This window comes from Roseateles sp. UC29_93, from assembly GCF_042695725.1.
GTDB lineage: Bacteria > Pseudomonadota > Gammaproteobacteria > Burkholderiales > Burkholderiaceae_C > Roseateles > Roseateles noduli_A.
In genome coordinates this window covers 2,856,308-2,870,271 of record NZ_CP170545.1, presented here as the reverse complement: position 1 = coordinate 2,870,271, position 13,964 = coordinate 2,856,308, and the positions used below count along the sequence as shown (strand labels likewise).

Annotated in this window: 10 protein-coding genes, 1 tRNA gene and 4 pseudogenes; 9 read left to right on the top strand and 6 right to left on the bottom strand. The window is 66.4% G+C overall.

Features of this window, described 5'->3' with window-relative positions:
- Positions 1-105: 105 nt before the first annotated feature.
- Positions 106-863: pseudogene (locus tag ACFJIX_RS13370) on the top strand (IclR family transcriptional regulator).
- Positions 864-890: 27 nt separating this feature from the next.
- Here ACFJIX_RS13370 and ACFJIX_RS13365 read toward each other — a convergent pair.
- Positions 891-1,580: a hypothetical protein gene (locus tag ACFJIX_RS13365; RefSeq protein ID WP_377160738.1), complete on the bottom strand. Its 690-nt coding sequence runs from the start codon at positions 1,578-1,580 to the stop codon at positions 891-893.
- 207 nt (positions 1,581-1,787) lie between these two features.
- On the opposite strand from ACFJIX_RS13365, the gene ACFJIX_RS13360 reads away from it, so the two are divergent.
- Complete coding sequence (locus ACFJIX_RS13360) at positions 1,788-2,387, top strand: restriction endonuclease (RefSeq protein ID WP_377160736.1); 600 nt, start codon at positions 1,788-1,790, stop codon at positions 2,385-2,387.
- Between the two features lie 3 nt (positions 2,388-2,390).
- Positions 2,391-3,314 (top strand): hypothetical protein, encoded by a 924-nt coding sequence (locus ACFJIX_RS13355; protein ID WP_377160733.1) that lies wholly within the window; start codon positions 2,391-2,393, stop codon positions 3,312-3,314.
- 4 nt (positions 3,315-3,318) lie between these two features.
- Here the strand turns inward: ACFJIX_RS13355 and ACFJIX_RS13350 are convergent, their stop codons facing one another.
- Positions 3,319-3,804 carry a DUF6795 domain-containing protein gene (locus ACFJIX_RS13350; protein ID WP_377160731.1) on the bottom strand — a complete coding sequence of 162 codons (486 nt, stop codon included), beginning with the start codon at positions 3,802-3,804 and terminating at the stop codon, positions 3,319-3,321.
- A gap of 342 nt (positions 3,805-4,146) precedes the next feature.
- Between ACFJIX_RS13350 and ACFJIX_RS13345 the strand changes: the two genes are divergently transcribed.
- Together ACFJIX_RS13345 and ACFJIX_RS13340 are read left to right on the top strand one after the other, a co-directional pair.
- Positions 4,147-5,085 carry a restriction endonuclease gene (locus ACFJIX_RS13345; RefSeq protein WP_377160729.1) on the top strand — a complete coding sequence of 313 codons (939 nt, stop codon included), beginning with the start codon at positions 4,147-4,149 and terminating at the stop codon, positions 5,083-5,085.
- A 31-nt stretch (positions 5,086-5,116) separates the two neighbouring features.
- Positions 5,117-5,851, top strand: a complete 735-nt coding sequence (locus tag ACFJIX_RS13340; protein ID WP_377160726.1) for a hypothetical protein — start codon at positions 5,117-5,119, stop codon at positions 5,849-5,851.
- Positions 5,852-6,164: 313 nt separating this feature from the next.
- On the opposite strand, the gene ACFJIX_RS13335 is transcribed toward ACFJIX_RS13340, so the two are convergent.
- A tRNA-Ile gene (locus tag ACFJIX_RS13335) sits at positions 6,165-6,241 on the bottom strand.
- A 112-nt stretch (positions 6,242-6,353) separates the two neighbouring features.
- Complete coding sequence (gene hrcA, locus ACFJIX_RS13330; protein WP_377161764.1) at positions 6,354-7,370, bottom strand: heat-inducible transcriptional repressor HrcA; 1,017 nt, start codon at positions 7,368-7,370, stop codon at positions 6,354-6,356.
- A gap of 81 nt (positions 7,371-7,451) precedes the next feature.
- On the opposite strand from hrcA, the pseudogene ACFJIX_RS13325 reads away from it, so the two are divergent.
- The 3 pseudogenes from ACFJIX_RS13325 (at position 7,452) to rapZ (ending at position 10,978) form a co-directional block, all read left to right on the top strand.
- A pseudogene (locus ACFJIX_RS13325) lies at positions 7,452-8,326 on the top strand (NAD kinase).
- A pseudogene (gene recN, locus ACFJIX_RS13320) lies at positions 8,326-10,046 on the top strand (DNA repair protein RecN). Before ACFJIX_RS13325 ends, recN begins: the two co-directional pseudogenes overlap by 1 nt.
- An 85-nt stretch (positions 10,047-10,131) precedes the next feature.
- A pseudogene (gene rapZ / locus ACFJIX_RS13315) lies at positions 10,132-10,978 on the top strand (RNase adapter RapZ).
- 63 nt (positions 10,979-11,041) lie between these two features.
- On the opposite strand, the gene ACFJIX_RS13310 reads toward rapZ, so the two are convergent.
- On the bottom strand, positions 11,042-11,389 hold the full coding sequence (locus ACFJIX_RS13310; RefSeq protein ID WP_377160724.1) for a hypothetical protein: 348 nt from the start codon (positions 11,387-11,389) through the stop codon (positions 11,042-11,044).
- Positions 11,390-11,618: 229 nt separating this feature from the next.
- Between ACFJIX_RS13310 and ACFJIX_RS13305 the strand changes: the two genes are divergently transcribed.
- Positions 11,619-12,413: a hypothetical protein gene (locus ACFJIX_RS13305; protein WP_377160722.1), complete on the top strand. Its 795-nt coding sequence runs from the start codon at positions 11,619-11,621 to the stop codon at positions 12,411-12,413.
- A gap of 445 nt (positions 12,414-12,858) precedes the next feature.
- Here the strand turns inward: ACFJIX_RS13305 and mutY are convergent, their stop codons facing one another.
- Complete coding sequence (mutY, locus tag ACFJIX_RS13300) at positions 12,859-13,947, bottom strand: A/G-specific adenine glycosylase (RefSeq protein WP_377160719.1); 1,089 nt, start codon at positions 13,945-13,947, stop codon at positions 12,859-12,861.
- Between the last annotated feature and the right edge of the window lie 17 nt (positions 13,948-13,964).

Sequence of the window (13,964 nt, the reverse complement as noted above, 5' to 3'; positions counted from 1 at the left end):
TCAAGTTCATTGATGGATAATCTAGAACTCCGATGAGCGCAAGGCAACAGTGATTCCCCTGGTGCTTCGAATCCGTCCCGACTCTGCGCATTACCCTACCCGCCCATGTCAGAAGAAGACCGCTACCGCGCCCCCGCACTGGACAAGGGGCTGGACATCCTGGAACTGTTGGCGGAGCAGCCCCACGGGCTGACGCGTGCCGAGATCGTCAAGGAGATGGGCCGCAGCCCCAGCGAGATCTATCGCATGCTGGAGCGGCTTGTCGCGCGCCACTACGTCTCCAGGTCAGCGCAGGGCGACCGGTACGCCCTCGTCTGAAGCTGTTCGCGCTGGGGCATCGTCACCCGCCGATTGAACGGCTTGTGGCCCAGGCGCTGCCGGCGATGGACGCGTTCGCCAAGGCCGCTGAACAGTCCTGCCACCTCGGCATCTACGACCGGGGCAACATCATCGTGGTGGCCCAGGTGAACGGCCCGGGGAACTGGGGCATGTCGGTGCGCCTCGGCGCGAGGATCAGCCTGGTGGGGACGGGATCCGGTCACGTGATGCTCGCCTTCCAGTCCGCCCAAGGTCGCGCGGACATGCTGGCCGAACATGAGCGTCTCGATGGGGAGGTGCCGCTGTCCGAGGAGGACCTGTCGCCGATCCTGCAGCAGGTCCGCGACCTTGGGTATTGGCAAGGGGACAGCCTGCAGGCTTACGGTGTCGTCGACATGTCGATGCCCGTGGTGGGCCCAGGTGACCATGCGCTGGCGGTGTTGACCTGTCCCTTCATCCGACGCATCGACCGACATGTCGGCGCCGATCTGGACGCGACGCGAGAACTGCTGTCCGGCGCAGTGGGTCGGCTTTCGATCAGGTAATGGCGGAGGACTCGAGCGCTCCGCAATTCAGGGCTCGTCGCCGCCGAGTCCGCTGCAGCTGGTCTCCTGAAGATCGCAGATCTTGTCCACCCAGACGCGGAAGCGTCCCGCGGGAAGACCTTGCCGGGCGGCGGGCGTGATCTGCAGCTTCTCGCGGAAGTCGGCAGGCAGGCGTGCCTCAGTGAACTCCAATTGAGCCCACTTGCCCTGACACGCCGCGAGCCGGCTCCCGTCCATCATGGCGCTGCTGTCGAAGGTGTCGCCATCGCGCAAGCGCATCAGCACGGGGGCATCACGCAGCGGTGCTGCGCGGCCCGCGGTGGCCTGCGACTTCACGATCAAGCGGCTGCCGCTCACCCAGCCCTCGCCGCGATACATCGGCCGTTCGGCCTGGCCGGTCATGTCCGGGTTGTCGCGCGCATTGCGGATGAGGAACCAGCCCCCTTCCGACGCCACGACTTCGACTTCGGCGCGCGTGCGATAGCCCTGTTCGGGATCCACGTAGACGGGCACGAGCTTGCCGAGCACCTTCGCCTTGGCATGGGGGGCGGCACGGACGTTCAGGCCGGCAGGATCGGTTTCCTGGACGAAGGCGCCGATCTCGCACTGACTGCGGCTCGCGTCCGGTGAGCCCGCGGCGGCGTTGCCGATCGCGCCGAGCGAGACCAAGGCGATCGCGAACCAACGCTGGACGATGGGGTTCTGATCATTCGCCATCGATGAGCACGTCGTAGTAGGTCTTGACCCGTCCCAGCGAGGCCAGGAAGTTGCCGAACAAGTTGTCTGAAGGTCCGATGCCTCGCGGGCATGGCGACGGCGATACTCGGTTGACGTCTTCAGGGAGAGAGCCGAAATGGCCAGAACGAAGAGAGACCCTCGGGAGAGGGTCTGCTGGGTCTGTTCGCTTCAGTAGGAGCGGCGGTGATGTCGGTTCTCCGACCGCGCGCGACGGGGAAGTTGCACGAGCAGTCCGCACTCGGCGATGGCGCCGCCGTGACCGATGGCATGACCTGGCACCAGTTCGAGCTGCTGATCGGCGATGCGTTCCGGCAGAAGGGCTTCACCGTGGTCGAGATCGGCGGCAGCGGCCCCGATGGCGGCGTGGACCTCGTGCTGCGCAAGCCTTCAAAGACGGGGAACGAAACCTTCCTCGTCCAGTGCAAGCACTGGAAGGCCCGCAAGGTCGGCGTGGGCGCGGCGCGGGAGCTCTACGGGGTGATGGCGGCGCGCGGCGCCGCGGGTGGGTTCGTGGTGACGGCGGGGGGATTCACCAAAGAGGCGCTGGCGTTCGCCGAGGGCCGGAACATCCGGCTTATCGACGGGCCGAAGTTGAAGGCGCTGCTGGCGACCTCCCCTGCCCCGAAGCCCGAGCCACAGCGGTCAGCAGCGGACGTCACGATGGTGGTCTGCCCGGCGTGCTCGCAGCCGATGGTGTTGCGCACGGTCAAGCGCGGTCCGACGGCGGGGCAGCAGGTCTATGCGTGTTCGACGTATCCCATCTGCAAGGGGACGAAGCCGGCTTGAACCATGAAGAAGATTTTCCTTGCCTTGATGATCGGCCTCTTCGTCGGCGCTCTTGCCTTCTGGCAGTTGCGCAGCGACGAGCGTGTTTTGATGCTGGCGGATGTCAGGACCACCGCTTCGCCAGCGGCATCGTCCAGCGCGGCAAGCGCTCAACAACTGCCGCCCGCGGCTTCGGCGACTCCGGCTTCCGCGCCGTCATCACTGCGTGGGGCAGGTCTGGAAGATGGGATGGTCAGCTCTGATCCACTGGCCTTTGCCGCTTGGCAACACGGGCTCTCGCAGGTCGGGTCGTTTGCGAAGGCTGATCAGATCACTTGGCAATGTCGAGAAGCCAACCAATTGGCATCGAGGGCCCGACCTGAAATCGCCTTGCAGCGCGCCACCCAGCTGGGGAAGGATCCGGCCATGTTCCAGGCTCGATTCATCGAGGCCCAGCAGATGGTACGCAGTCGATGCGAAAGCTTTCGTCAAGACGTTGCGGCGGACCAGGCCCTGGAGGGCGACAGCAACGCGGCCAGTTACCAGAAGGCGCGCGTCGACATGTTCAAGATGGACGCGTCCACGCCGGCTGCCCTGCTTGAGCTGGCGAGGCAAGGGCAGCTCGCTTCTGCAGCGTTGATCCTTGCGAACATCCCTCGCTTCCAGGGCGAGGATTTCAAGGGCGCCGAGGCGTCGGAAATCTTTCAGAGCGCGGTGTTGCTCGCTTCTTTCAATGCGACCTCCGTGCAGGCTGATCGCGCCAGGGATCTGCGGATGTACAGCGCCTGCCTGCAGACTGGGGTATGTGACGGAGATTTCGCCACCTATGCGCTGCGAAAGTGGCCCGAAGGCTCGGCGCAGCGGGAGAAGGCGTTGGCGCTTGCGGCGCGCATGGAAGCGGTGTTCCGCTCGAATTCCATCGCGGACTGGATCAAGGCGCCGCGTTAGGAGGTCACTTCTGCACCGTGCAGATCCCGTAGCTCCGGATCTCCGGGCGCCCGACCGGTTCGTCCTTGAGGTCGCACACAAGGCGCAGGGGCTGGCCGTCGAGTTCGCCCAGGTCTTCGTAGTTGTGCTTGCTATGGAACCATCCGCGGAAGGTCTTGCTTTGATAGACGAAGCTGACTTCCTGATCGATGACCGGCTCGTGGGGCAGCAGGTTGCCGGTGATCGATCGCCCGGTGATGACCGGGAAGTGATAACGCCCGTTGGCGTCGGTTCGGGTCACGTTGGAGCCCCTCTTGTCGCCCCAGTGCCAGGAGTAGTGCTGCTGGACCTCGACGCCTTCCACCGGACGGCCCTCCAGCAGGACGATGCCCTCCAGGTCGGAGAACAGGGTGAAGGGTTTGAAGAAGGCCATGGCTTGTGCGAGCGAGAAGAGTCCGATGGCGAGCGCAGCAAGCCAGAGGGTGATGCGAAGGAACGGGGAGCGTTTCACGGCTGCACCGTCCGCTTGATGGCTCGTCAACTGGGGGCTCCAGGACTGGGGATGGGTGAGGGGCAAGTGTTGCGCGGGAGCGCAACGGAGCGGCCGGCCAGTCTAGGGTGGGGTGGAAAGTTGAAAGTCACTTGCTTGGTTGGGGATCTCAATGCGAAGCACGCCGCATCGGCGCGAAGCGTGGAGTGCAGTTCGCCGGCAATTCCGGTGTCGGTCAGACATGGCGATGAGCAAGGTTCCGCCCAAGACGGTAGACGCGAAATCGCGCTGTTGTTCTGACGCGCGCGTCCTTGCAATCCTTCCGGGAGAGCTGGGCAATTGATAACGCTTTGGGAGTTCCCCGTGAACGCCCGCAGCCGTGCAGACAATGCGGCCACGATACTCGGCGGACGTCTTCAGGGAGAGAGCCAAAATGGCCAGAAGAAAGAAGAGATCCTCGGGAGGGGGTCTGCTCGGTCTATTCGCGTTGCTGCCGTGGTGGGTGAGTGTGGTGCTCGCGGTCGTCGCATACTTCGGGCGCACGCCTTGGCGGGACTGCCGCCGGCAAAGCCGCAAGCGGGGCCGTTTGCGCGGCAATTCCAGACGCTCGTTGCCAATGCCGGAGTGCGTGGCGCGGCAGGAGGCTTGCAGTACGCGCTGCCGATGTTGCTGTTGGTGGCGTCGGTCATGTCGGCGTTTCGCCGGCATGCAAGAAGGGACCTGCTGCAGGCTTCGGCGCTAAACCAGGATGCCGCTGCAATAGATGGCATGACCTGGCACCAGTTCGAGCTGCTGATCGGAGAGGCGTTCCGGCAGAAGGGATACACCGTCGTCGAGATCGGCGGCAACGGGCCTGATGGCGGCGTCGACCTTGTCCTGCGCAAACCCGCGACCAATGGGAACGAGACATTCCTGGTTCAGTGCAAGCACTGGAAGGCGTTCAAGGTCAGCGTGAACGTTGTGCGGGAGCTTTACGGAGTGATGGCCGCACGCGGAGCTGCAGGTGGATTCGTGGTGACGTCGGGCAGGTTCACCTCTGAGGCGGTGGTGTTTGCAGAGGGTCGAAACGTCGAGCTGATCGATGGAACGAGGCTGAAGGAGTTGCTGGCGAGCGCCAAGGTTGAACCGCATCTGCCGCCAGCGCCGACCGCCTCGAAACCTTCCGACCTTCCCACGATGGTCGTATGCCCGAGTTGCTTGCATCCGTTGGTGCGACGCATTGCCAAGCGTGGACCTCAGGCTGGGCAGGCGTTCTATGGGTGTTCGACGTATCCGGTATGCAAATACACCCGCGCCCTCTGATTGCGCATTCTCGTCAACAACTTAGATCCAAATGGCCACATCAAAAAAAACGAAACGCGTCCAAGACCAAATTCAGGAGAATGCGTTCAAAGGTCAGTCGCGCACTGAAACTCATCTTGCCGATTTCTTTTGGCTACTCAGCAGATCGATCGACATCAACGGCGAGGATCTCTTGGTTGAGCGTCGGCGTGATTCATCAAGTATCCCAGCCGCTGCCGGCGATCCACAATGCTTCGGCCTAATTCAGGCAAAATTCTTTCAGGGCAAGAATCTCGTCAAAATTCTTCGCAGCTATGTTGAGGACATGACAGGCCCAAGAACCAACTTCTTTGCGTTCTTACACTCCGACGATGCTGACGGAGAGCATATCCATTACTTCTTCACGGCCCAAGAGATTATTGAGAGCTGGAAAGTCAGCCGTTGCCAAGAGTTCTTTGAGTTCAGAATTACCAAGACACGGCTATTCGAGCGCTTTCTCAATCGTCCCCGCCACACCATCACGAATGCAATTCAAACGGGAATATCTCGAACTCAGGGATTGCAATCGCGGTATGCGCTGTCCCGATTCTTCCGCACGCATGTTGACCGTCTTCGTAGAGGACGTCGTCATACCGACCACCACCCAATGTCACAAGAAATGAATAATCGCCGCTTGCCTTTGGAGTTTGAACAATTCCACTCTGCCATGGCCCACCCAGACTACCTGTGGCAAGAGGCTCGAACAATCTACGAATTGCCTTGCGGTCGTAGGTGCTATGACGTCTAAGACGAACTTGCGGATTCTCTTCGCTCACCAACCAACTCCATCCTCTTTAACCTCGAAGCTCCGAGTATCGATCAGTCCATAACGGGCTCATAATTAAAAAGCAATTCATACTTCTTGGCGCATTAAGAATCCGCACCACCGGCGGCAGCCGACAGTTGGCTGCTGCATGTTTGTACCCGCTCGAAATGCCGGAGACAAATTGATTGAGGCATCATCGCGGATGTTTTGCAAAAGATGCACCGCTCAGTACTTATCGAGCGGGACGACGAGAACTTATTTCTTCGTACGTGATTTGCGAGAAGATGCAATTCGTTGGTAGGCCGTACAGGACTTGAACCTGTGACCAAAGGATTATGAGTCCTCTGCTCTAACCAACTGAGCTAACGGCCCCCGGGGGTAATCGCATATACGAACCCTGGCGGGTTCGTTGGTTCCGGCGTTGCACCGGAGCGGCGGATTGTAAGCATGCTTGGGGGCCGGCCTGACGAGCCGCGAAGCGCGGCTACTTCTGCGACAGCGCGTTGCTCACCATCCTCGACGTGATGTCGACGATCTCGATCATGCGGTCGTAGGCCATGCGCGTCGGGCCGATGACGCCGAGCGTGCCCACCACCTCGCCATCCACCTCGTACGGCGCGGAGACGATCGACAGCTCTTCAACAGGCACGACCTGGCTCTCCCCGCCGATGTAGATCCGCACGCCTTCCGCGCGGCTGGACACATCCAGCAGCCGCATCAGCTGCGTCTTCTGCTCGAACATGTCGAACATCCGCCGCAGGCTCCCCATGTCGTGGCTGAAGTCCTGCACCGTCAGCAGGTTCCTCTCCCCCGAGATGATCATCGGCTCGTGCTCCGTCACCCCCTGCTGCCCGACGTCCACCGCCGCGCTCATCAGCTTGGCGATCTCCCCGCGCAGTTGGTCCACCTCGGACCTCAGGCGGTCCCGCACCACGTCCAGGCTCAGCCCCGCGTAGTGCGCGTTCAGCCGGTTGCTCGCCTCCGTCAGGTCGGACTGGGTCAGGTCTTGCGCCGTGAACACCAGCCGGTTCTGCACATCCCCGTCCGGCGACACCATGATCACCAGCACCCGTCGATCCCCCAGACGCAGGAACTCGATGTGGTGGAACACCGCCGTCTTCCGCGGCGACGTCACCACCCCCACGAAACTCGACAGGCTGCTCAGCAGATGCGCCGCGCTCGCGATCACCTTCTGCGGTTGATCAGGCAACAACTGGCTCTCGAACGACCCCACCCCCTCGCGCGGCATGCCCGGCTTGGCCGTCAGCAAGGTGTCCACGAACAGCCGGTACCCCCGCGCCGTCGGAATCCGCCCCGCGCTGGTGTGCGGGCTCGCGATCAGCCCCAGCTCCTCCAGGTCCGCCATCACGTTGCGGATCGTCGCCGGGCTCAGCTCCAGCCCCGACGCCTTCGACAAGGTGCGCGACCCCACCGGCGAACCGTCGGCGATGTACCGCTCCACCAGAGCCTTCAGCAGTGTCTTCGCGCGATCGTCGAGCATGTTTTTCATTCTAAAGAAGCCGGCGGCGCCACCCCCCGCATACCCCCGGTCCCAGCAGTTCGCTGTGGTGTAATTCCCGCCATGTCCAAGCGCTTCCGCCATGTGGCCATCGTCGGAAAACCCCAGTCGCGGGGCATCCGGCCCATCCTGGAAGAGATTGCCGATTTGTCGCCTCCCAGGGATTGGATGTTTCCCTCGAACAGGCCACCGCCGACAGCACCGGCATCACCGCCCTCCCCGGCCTGTCCCACGCCGAACTCGGCGCCCAGTGCGACCTGGCCATCGTCGTCGGCGGCGACGGCACCATGCTCGGCTTCGCCCGCCAGGTCGCCCGCTACAACCTCCCCCTCGTCGGCATCAACCAGGGACGCCTCGGCTTCATCACCGACATCTCCGCCGACCAGTTCAAGGACGCCCTCGCCCCCATCCTCGCCGGCGACTTCGAGATCGAACACCGCTCCCTCCTCGAAGGCGCCGTGATCCGCGACGGCGAACAGATCTTCTCCGGCGTCGCCCTCAACGACGTCGTCGTCTCCCGCGGCGCCACCGCCGCCATGGTCGAACTGCGCGTGGACGTCGGCGACGAGTTCGTCGCCAACATGCGCGCCGACGGCGTCATCGTCGGCACGCCCACCGGCTCCACCGCCTACGCCCTCTCCGCCGGCGGACCCATCCTCCACCCCGGCATCGCCGGCTGGGTCCTCCTGCCCATCGCCTCCCACGCCCTCTCCAACCGCCCCATCGTGCTGCCCGACAACGGCGAGGTCCGCCTCACCATCGTCGCCGGCCGCGACGCGTCGGTGAACTTCGACATGCAATCCCTCGCCTCCCTGCTCCACGGCGACTGCATCACCGTGCGCCGCTCCCAGCACCGCGCCCCCTTCCTCCACCCCAGCGGCTGGTCCTACTACGCCACCCTGCGCCGCAAACTCCGCTGGAACGAAGGCACCACCTGATGCTGCGCCGCCTCGCCCTCAAGGACTTCGTGATCGTCCCGGCGCTCGAACTCGACTTCGCCGCCGGCTTCTCCGCCCTCACCGGTGAAACCGGCGCCGGCAAGTCCATCCTCATCGACGCCCTCCAGCTCGCCCTCGGCTCTCGAGGCGACGCCGCCGTCGTCCGCGAAGGCGCCACCCGCGCCCGAAATCTCCGCCGAGTTCGACCGCCCCCGCCGTCCTCGCCCCCTGGCTCGAGGAAGCCGGCTTCGACTCCGCGGTCGACGGCGCCGACGACACGCTGCTGCTGCGTCGCGTGATCGACGCCCAAGGCAAGAGCCGCGCATGGATCAACGGCGGCACCGCCACCGTCGCCCAGCTGCGCGAACTCGCCGAACACCTGCTCGACATCCACGGCCAGCACGCCTGGCAAGGCCTGACCCGCCCCGTGAGCGTGCGCGAGCTGCTGGACAGCTTCGCCCAGATCGAGACCAAGCCGATGGCCGCCGCCTTCACCGAGTGGCGCCAGGCCACCGAGGCGCTGTCCGCCGCGCAATCCAAGCAGGCCGACCTCGCCCGCGAGCACGAGCGCCTGAGCTGGCAGATCGGCGAGCTCGGCCGCCTCGCGCCCGGCGCGGACGAGTGGGACGAGCTGAACGCGGAACACCAGCGCCTGTCGCATGCGCAGTCGCTGATGGACGCCGCCCGCGGCGCGCTCGAACGCATCGCCGAGGCCGAGATCAACGCCGAGTCGCTGACCGACGAGGCGCTCTCCGCGCTGCAGGACGTGCTCGTCTACGACGCCGGCCTGCAGGACACCGTCAGCGCGCTGCTCGGCGCGCAGGCGCAGCTGCAGGACGCCGCGCACAGCCTCAGCTCTTATCTGAACGCCGCCGACCTCGACCCCGACCGGCTGCAGCAGCTCGACGAGCGCGTGTCCGCCTGGGTCACGCTCGCGCGCCGCTACCGCCGTCAGCCGGCTGAACTGGCCGCGCTGCTCGACGAATGGAAGGCCGAGCTCGCGCAGCTCGACGCCGCCACCGACCTCGACGCGCTGCAGGCCAAGCAGGCCGCCGCGTTGAAGCGGTATCAGAAGGAAGCCAGGACCGTCAGCACCGCGCGCGCCAAGGCGGCGCCGACGCTGTCCGACGCCGTCTCGCAGGCGATGCAGCAGCTGGGCATGTCCGGCGGCCGCTTCGAGGTCGCGCTGCTGCCGCAGGACGAGCCGCAGAGCTTCGGGCTGGAGTCCGCCGAGTTCCTCGTCGCCGGCCACGCCGGCAGCACGCCGCGCCCGCTGGCCAAGGTCGCCTCCGGCGGCGAGCTGTCGCGCATCGCGCTGGCCATCGCCGTCACGACCAGCCAGCAGAACAGCGGCGCCGGCACGCTGATCTTCGATGAGATCGACGCCGGCGTCGGCGGCGCCGTCGCGGAGACCGTCGGCCGGCTGATGAAGCAGCTCGGCCAGCGCGCGCAGGTCCTCGCCGTCACGCATCTGCCACAGGTCGCCGCCTGCGCGGATCACCACTTCCTCGTGGCCAAGGCGCTCAAGGACGGCAAGACCAACTCCGACGTCCGCCCCATCGCCGGCGAGGCCCGCACCGCCGAGATCGCCCGCATGCTCGGCGGCGAACGGCTGTCGTCGACCTCGCTCGCCCATGCGCAGGAAATGCTGGAGCTGTCCGCCAAGGGCAGTCCCGCCGACCCGGCCGGCAAGTCCTCCAACAGAAAGGTGAAGCCGTGAGCGCGCCCCATACCGCTCCGGTGCCCCGGCCCTCGCCACCCCCACCGCCACCTCGCCCCGCGGCGAGGTCGTGCTCGTCACCGGCATGTCCGGCGGCGGCAAGTCGATCGCGATGCACGCGCTCGAGGACGCCGGCTTCTTCTGCGTCGACAACCTGCCGCCCGAGCTGCTGCCGCAGTTCCTCGACCTGGAACGCCAGCGCGGCTGGCGCCGCGTCGCGATCGCGGTGGACGTGCGCAGCGCCGGCTCGCTGCCGCAGCTGCTGCTGCACATCAAGGAAATGCGCCAGGAAGGCGTCTCGCTGCGCGCGATCTTCCTGGACGCCGAGCGACGACACGCTGCTGCGCCGGTTCTCCGAGACGCGCCGCCCGCACCCGCTGCGCGCCCGTTACGACGCGCGGGACGACGGCGACACGCACCGCGCGCTGCAGGAAGCGATCGCGCTCGAGCGCGAGCTGCTGACGCCGCTGCGCATGGAGTCCACCGTCATCGACAGCAGCCAGCTCCGCCCCGCGCAGCTGCGCGGCTGGCTGCGCGACCTGGTGCATGTGAGCGGTTCATCGCTGACGCTGGTGTTCGAGTCCTTCGCGTTCAAGCACGGCGTGCCCAGCGACGCGGACTTCGTCTTCGACGTCCGCGTGCTGCCCAACCCGTATTACGACCGCGAACTGCGTCCGCTCACCGGCCGCGACGAACCGGTCGCGGCCTACCTGGAGAGCCAGCCCGAGGTCCGGCTGATGCTCAGCCAGATCGGCGCCTTCATCGCGCAGTGGCTGCCGAACTTCGCGCAGGACCAGCGCAGCTACCTGACCGTCGCCATCGGCTGCACCGGCGGGCAGCACCGCTCGGTCTACCTCGTCGAGACGCTGGCCAAGCAGTTCGCCTTCCACGGGCAGGTGTTGAAGCGGCATCGCGAACTCGACGCGCGCTGAGCCGACGCGGGCTTGCGCGCACGGCAGGCGTGCCAGGCGCGGACGGGGTCGCCCCCGCGGCGTTCAGCTTTGCTCGACCGCCTGGTGCTCGATCTCCTGCACCTGGTTGAACAGCAGGATGCCCAGCACGACCGACGCGAAGGGCATCAGCACCAGCATCAGGATCATCCAGAGCACCACGCCGCGCTCCGCGCGCTTGACCGCGATGCCCATGTACGCGAAGTGCGCGCACAAGCCCGCGAAGAGCCCCATGCCGAGCATGGTCAGCTTGGCCGGATCGCCCTCGCCGGCCACCTGGGTCTCGCTGATCAGGAACCACAGGCACACCCCGCTGGCGAGCAGCGCGATGAAGGCCGATTCCAATGCGCTCTTGATGGCCGCGGCCCGGCCCGGCTTGACGTCGTTCGACATGGTGTCCCTGGATGCGGTGGAAGCGGACGCGGAGCCGCCCTGGCCCCCGTCCGTGATCCGCGCGAGCATAACGGAGCAGCGCCCGCCGGCAACGCGCGGAACCCCGGAGGCGCCCGCGGCCACCGAACGGGGCGCCTGACCACCGGCGTCTCCGCGCGCCGGCCGAAGTCGCGCGACAGCGGCAGGTGCCACCCGGGAACCTGATCGGTTATCAGACGACTGACTCTCCTTGCACGGCAATGTCCGCAGGAAGATCAGCATGACGACCATTTCCGAACACCCCAGCGCCCGCACCGACCTCCACACCGACGATGCCATCGACGAAGCGCTGGCGGCGCTCGACATCGAGACGAACTTCAGCCCGAGGAACAATCCCGGCATCGAGGACAGGGTGAAGAAGCGGGCGGTGTGGCTCAACACGGTCGCGCGACAGTGGCCGGGCGCGGACAACTCGCTGCGCGCGCAAACGCAGACGCTGTCGCGGCGGGCGAACGAGTTCCTTGGCAATTCCCGGGCGATCGCCACCGAGTTGTACGAGCTCGACCGCGACATCGACCAGTTGCCGCAAGGACTGCATCAGGTCGCCGCCCACCTCGACGCCTTCGCGTACGACCAGCGGGAACTCTCCCGGCTGAGCACGGCGCTGGATCGCATCGCCGGGGGCGGCCACCGGTATGGCATCTCCGAACCCGACTTCGCCAGGATTCGCGCGACCGCCCAGCGCATTGCGTCGGCGATCGATGCGGGTCGCGACGACCTCATGGCCGGCCGCATGCAAGCCCTGCACGACGACGTGACGACGATCACGGGGCAGACCGCCAGTCTGCGCGGCCTCCTCGAACGCAAGAAGGTCATCCACCCGGACGACGCACTCCCCGAGACGCCACATCCCGAACCGATCCCGAGCGCCGCACGGCGCACGGTCTCCCCGCCACGCTGCTGCGCGGCGCACTGTCGCGTGTGGCCCATACCGCGCAGTCGGCGCGGAACGCCTTGGTCCAGCACCTGTCGCCCCAGCGGATGAAAAGAGGCGAAGCTCGCCGAGATGGCGCGGCGCCAGGAGGCCCAGGCGCCGCTGCGCGAGGAGCTGTCGCTGCTGGACGATGACCTCTCGGGGGCGGAGCTCCGCGCTGAGCCTCTTCGGTTTCAAGCCCGGCGTGCCCGATCCGCAGTCGGTGGCGCAGTGGCAGGACCGCACGGCGTGGGTCAGTAACACCCTGAACCCGATCCTGAAGGCAGCGCGACGGACCGAGGCGGCCGGGCTGCGCGCCCTGGCCAGGAGCAGCAAGCCCGAGGCCGTCGCTCAACAGGCGATCGCCAAGATCCGCTCGCAGCTGACGGCTTTCAATGCCGCCCTCGACGAGCGCGGCGAAGAGACATGCGGAACTTCAAGTTCCAGCAGCGCCCCTGGCCGCCCGTCGCCGGTCCGGACCGCGAGGGACGCGCCGCGTGAGTCCCGCGGCCCTGCCCTAGTCCAGCAGCTTCTTCAGCGGCGCCGGCAGCGCGTACTCCGCCAGCCGCTCGCGCGCGACCCACACGCCGTCGCCGGCGGGCCGCGTCTCGCGCGTGAGCAGCGCGCGGCGCGGGTGCAGCAGCCAGTCGAAGTGCGTCAGCACATGCTTCACCTGCGGCAGCGTCTCCGGCGCCGCGACGCCCAATGCCGCGCTCTGCGCGGTCAACGCGGCTTCGTCATCGAAGAGGGGCAGCGTCCACAAGCCGCCCCAGACGCCCTCGGCCGGCCGCTGCTGCAGCCAGATGCGGCCCTCGTGCTCCACCCACAGCCACCAGTTCTCCCGCTGGCCGCGCTTGAGCTTCTTCGTCTTGATCGGGTACCGCGTGGGATCGCCCTCCGCCAGCCCCGCGCACAGCGAGGCCACCGGGCACAGCAGGCATTGCGGGCCGCGCGTCGAACACAGGCTCGCGCCCAGGTCCATCATCCCTTGCGTGTAGGCCGGCATGTCCGCGGGCGACGCCGGCAGCAGCGCCTCCGCCTGGCGCCACAGCCGCTTCTCCTGCGCCGCCGAGGCCAGATCGCCGTCGAAGGCCAGCAGACGGCCGAGCACGCGCTTCACGTTGCCGTCCAGGATGGCGACCCGCTCGTCGAAGCAGAACGACGAGATCGCCGCCGCCGTCGACCGGCCGATGCCGGGCAGCTCCGCCAGCACCGCCGCGCTGCGCGGGAACGCGCCGCCATGCAGCGCCACCACCGCCTGCGCGCACTTGTGCAGGTTGCGCGCGCGGCTGTAGTAGCCCAGTCCGGCCCAGGCGGCCATCACCTCGTCGTTGGGCGCGGCGGCCAGCGCGGCCACGTCGGGGAAGCGCTCCAGGAAGCGCCGGTAGTAGCCCAGCACCGTCGTCACCTGCGTCTGCTGCAGCATGATCTCCGAGAGCCACACGCGGTACGGATCGCGCGTGTTCTGCCAGGGCAGGTCGTGGCGGCCGTCGCGGCGTTGCCAGGCCAGCAGCCGCGGCGCGAAATCGCCGCGCACCGCCTCGACGCGGGCGTCCAGTTCGTCGTCGGTCATCGGGGAGGTCGGCGGAAGGGTCAGGTCTCTCAAGGCTGGCGGCTCGGCTC

Bases quoted from the DNA above. Each gene is read 5' to 3' on its own strand.
- ACFJIX_RS13340 (WP_377160726.1), top strand. From the start codon at position 5,117: ATGGCCACATCAAAAAAAACGAAACGCGTCCAAGACCAAATTCAGGAG.
- ACFJIX_RS13310 (WP_377160724.1), bottom strand. From the start codon at position 11,389: ATGTCGAACGACGTCAAGCCGGGCCGGGCCGCGGCCATCAAGAGCGCA.
- hrcA (WP_377161764.1), bottom strand. From the start codon at position 7,370: ATGCTCGACGATCGCGCGAAGACACTGCTGAAGGCTCTGGTGGAGCGG.
- ACFJIX_RS13360 (WP_377160736.1), top strand. From the start codon at position 1,788: ATGTCGGTTCTCCGACCGCGCGCGACGGGGAAGTTGCACGAGCAGTCC.
- ACFJIX_RS13355 (WP_377160733.1), top strand. From the start codon at position 2,391: ATGAAGAAGATTTTCCTTGCCTTGATGATCGGCCTCTTCGTCGGCGCT.
- ACFJIX_RS13365 (WP_377160738.1), bottom strand. From the start codon at position 1,580: ATGGCGAATGATCAGAACCCCATCGTCCAGCGTTGGTTCGCGATCGCC.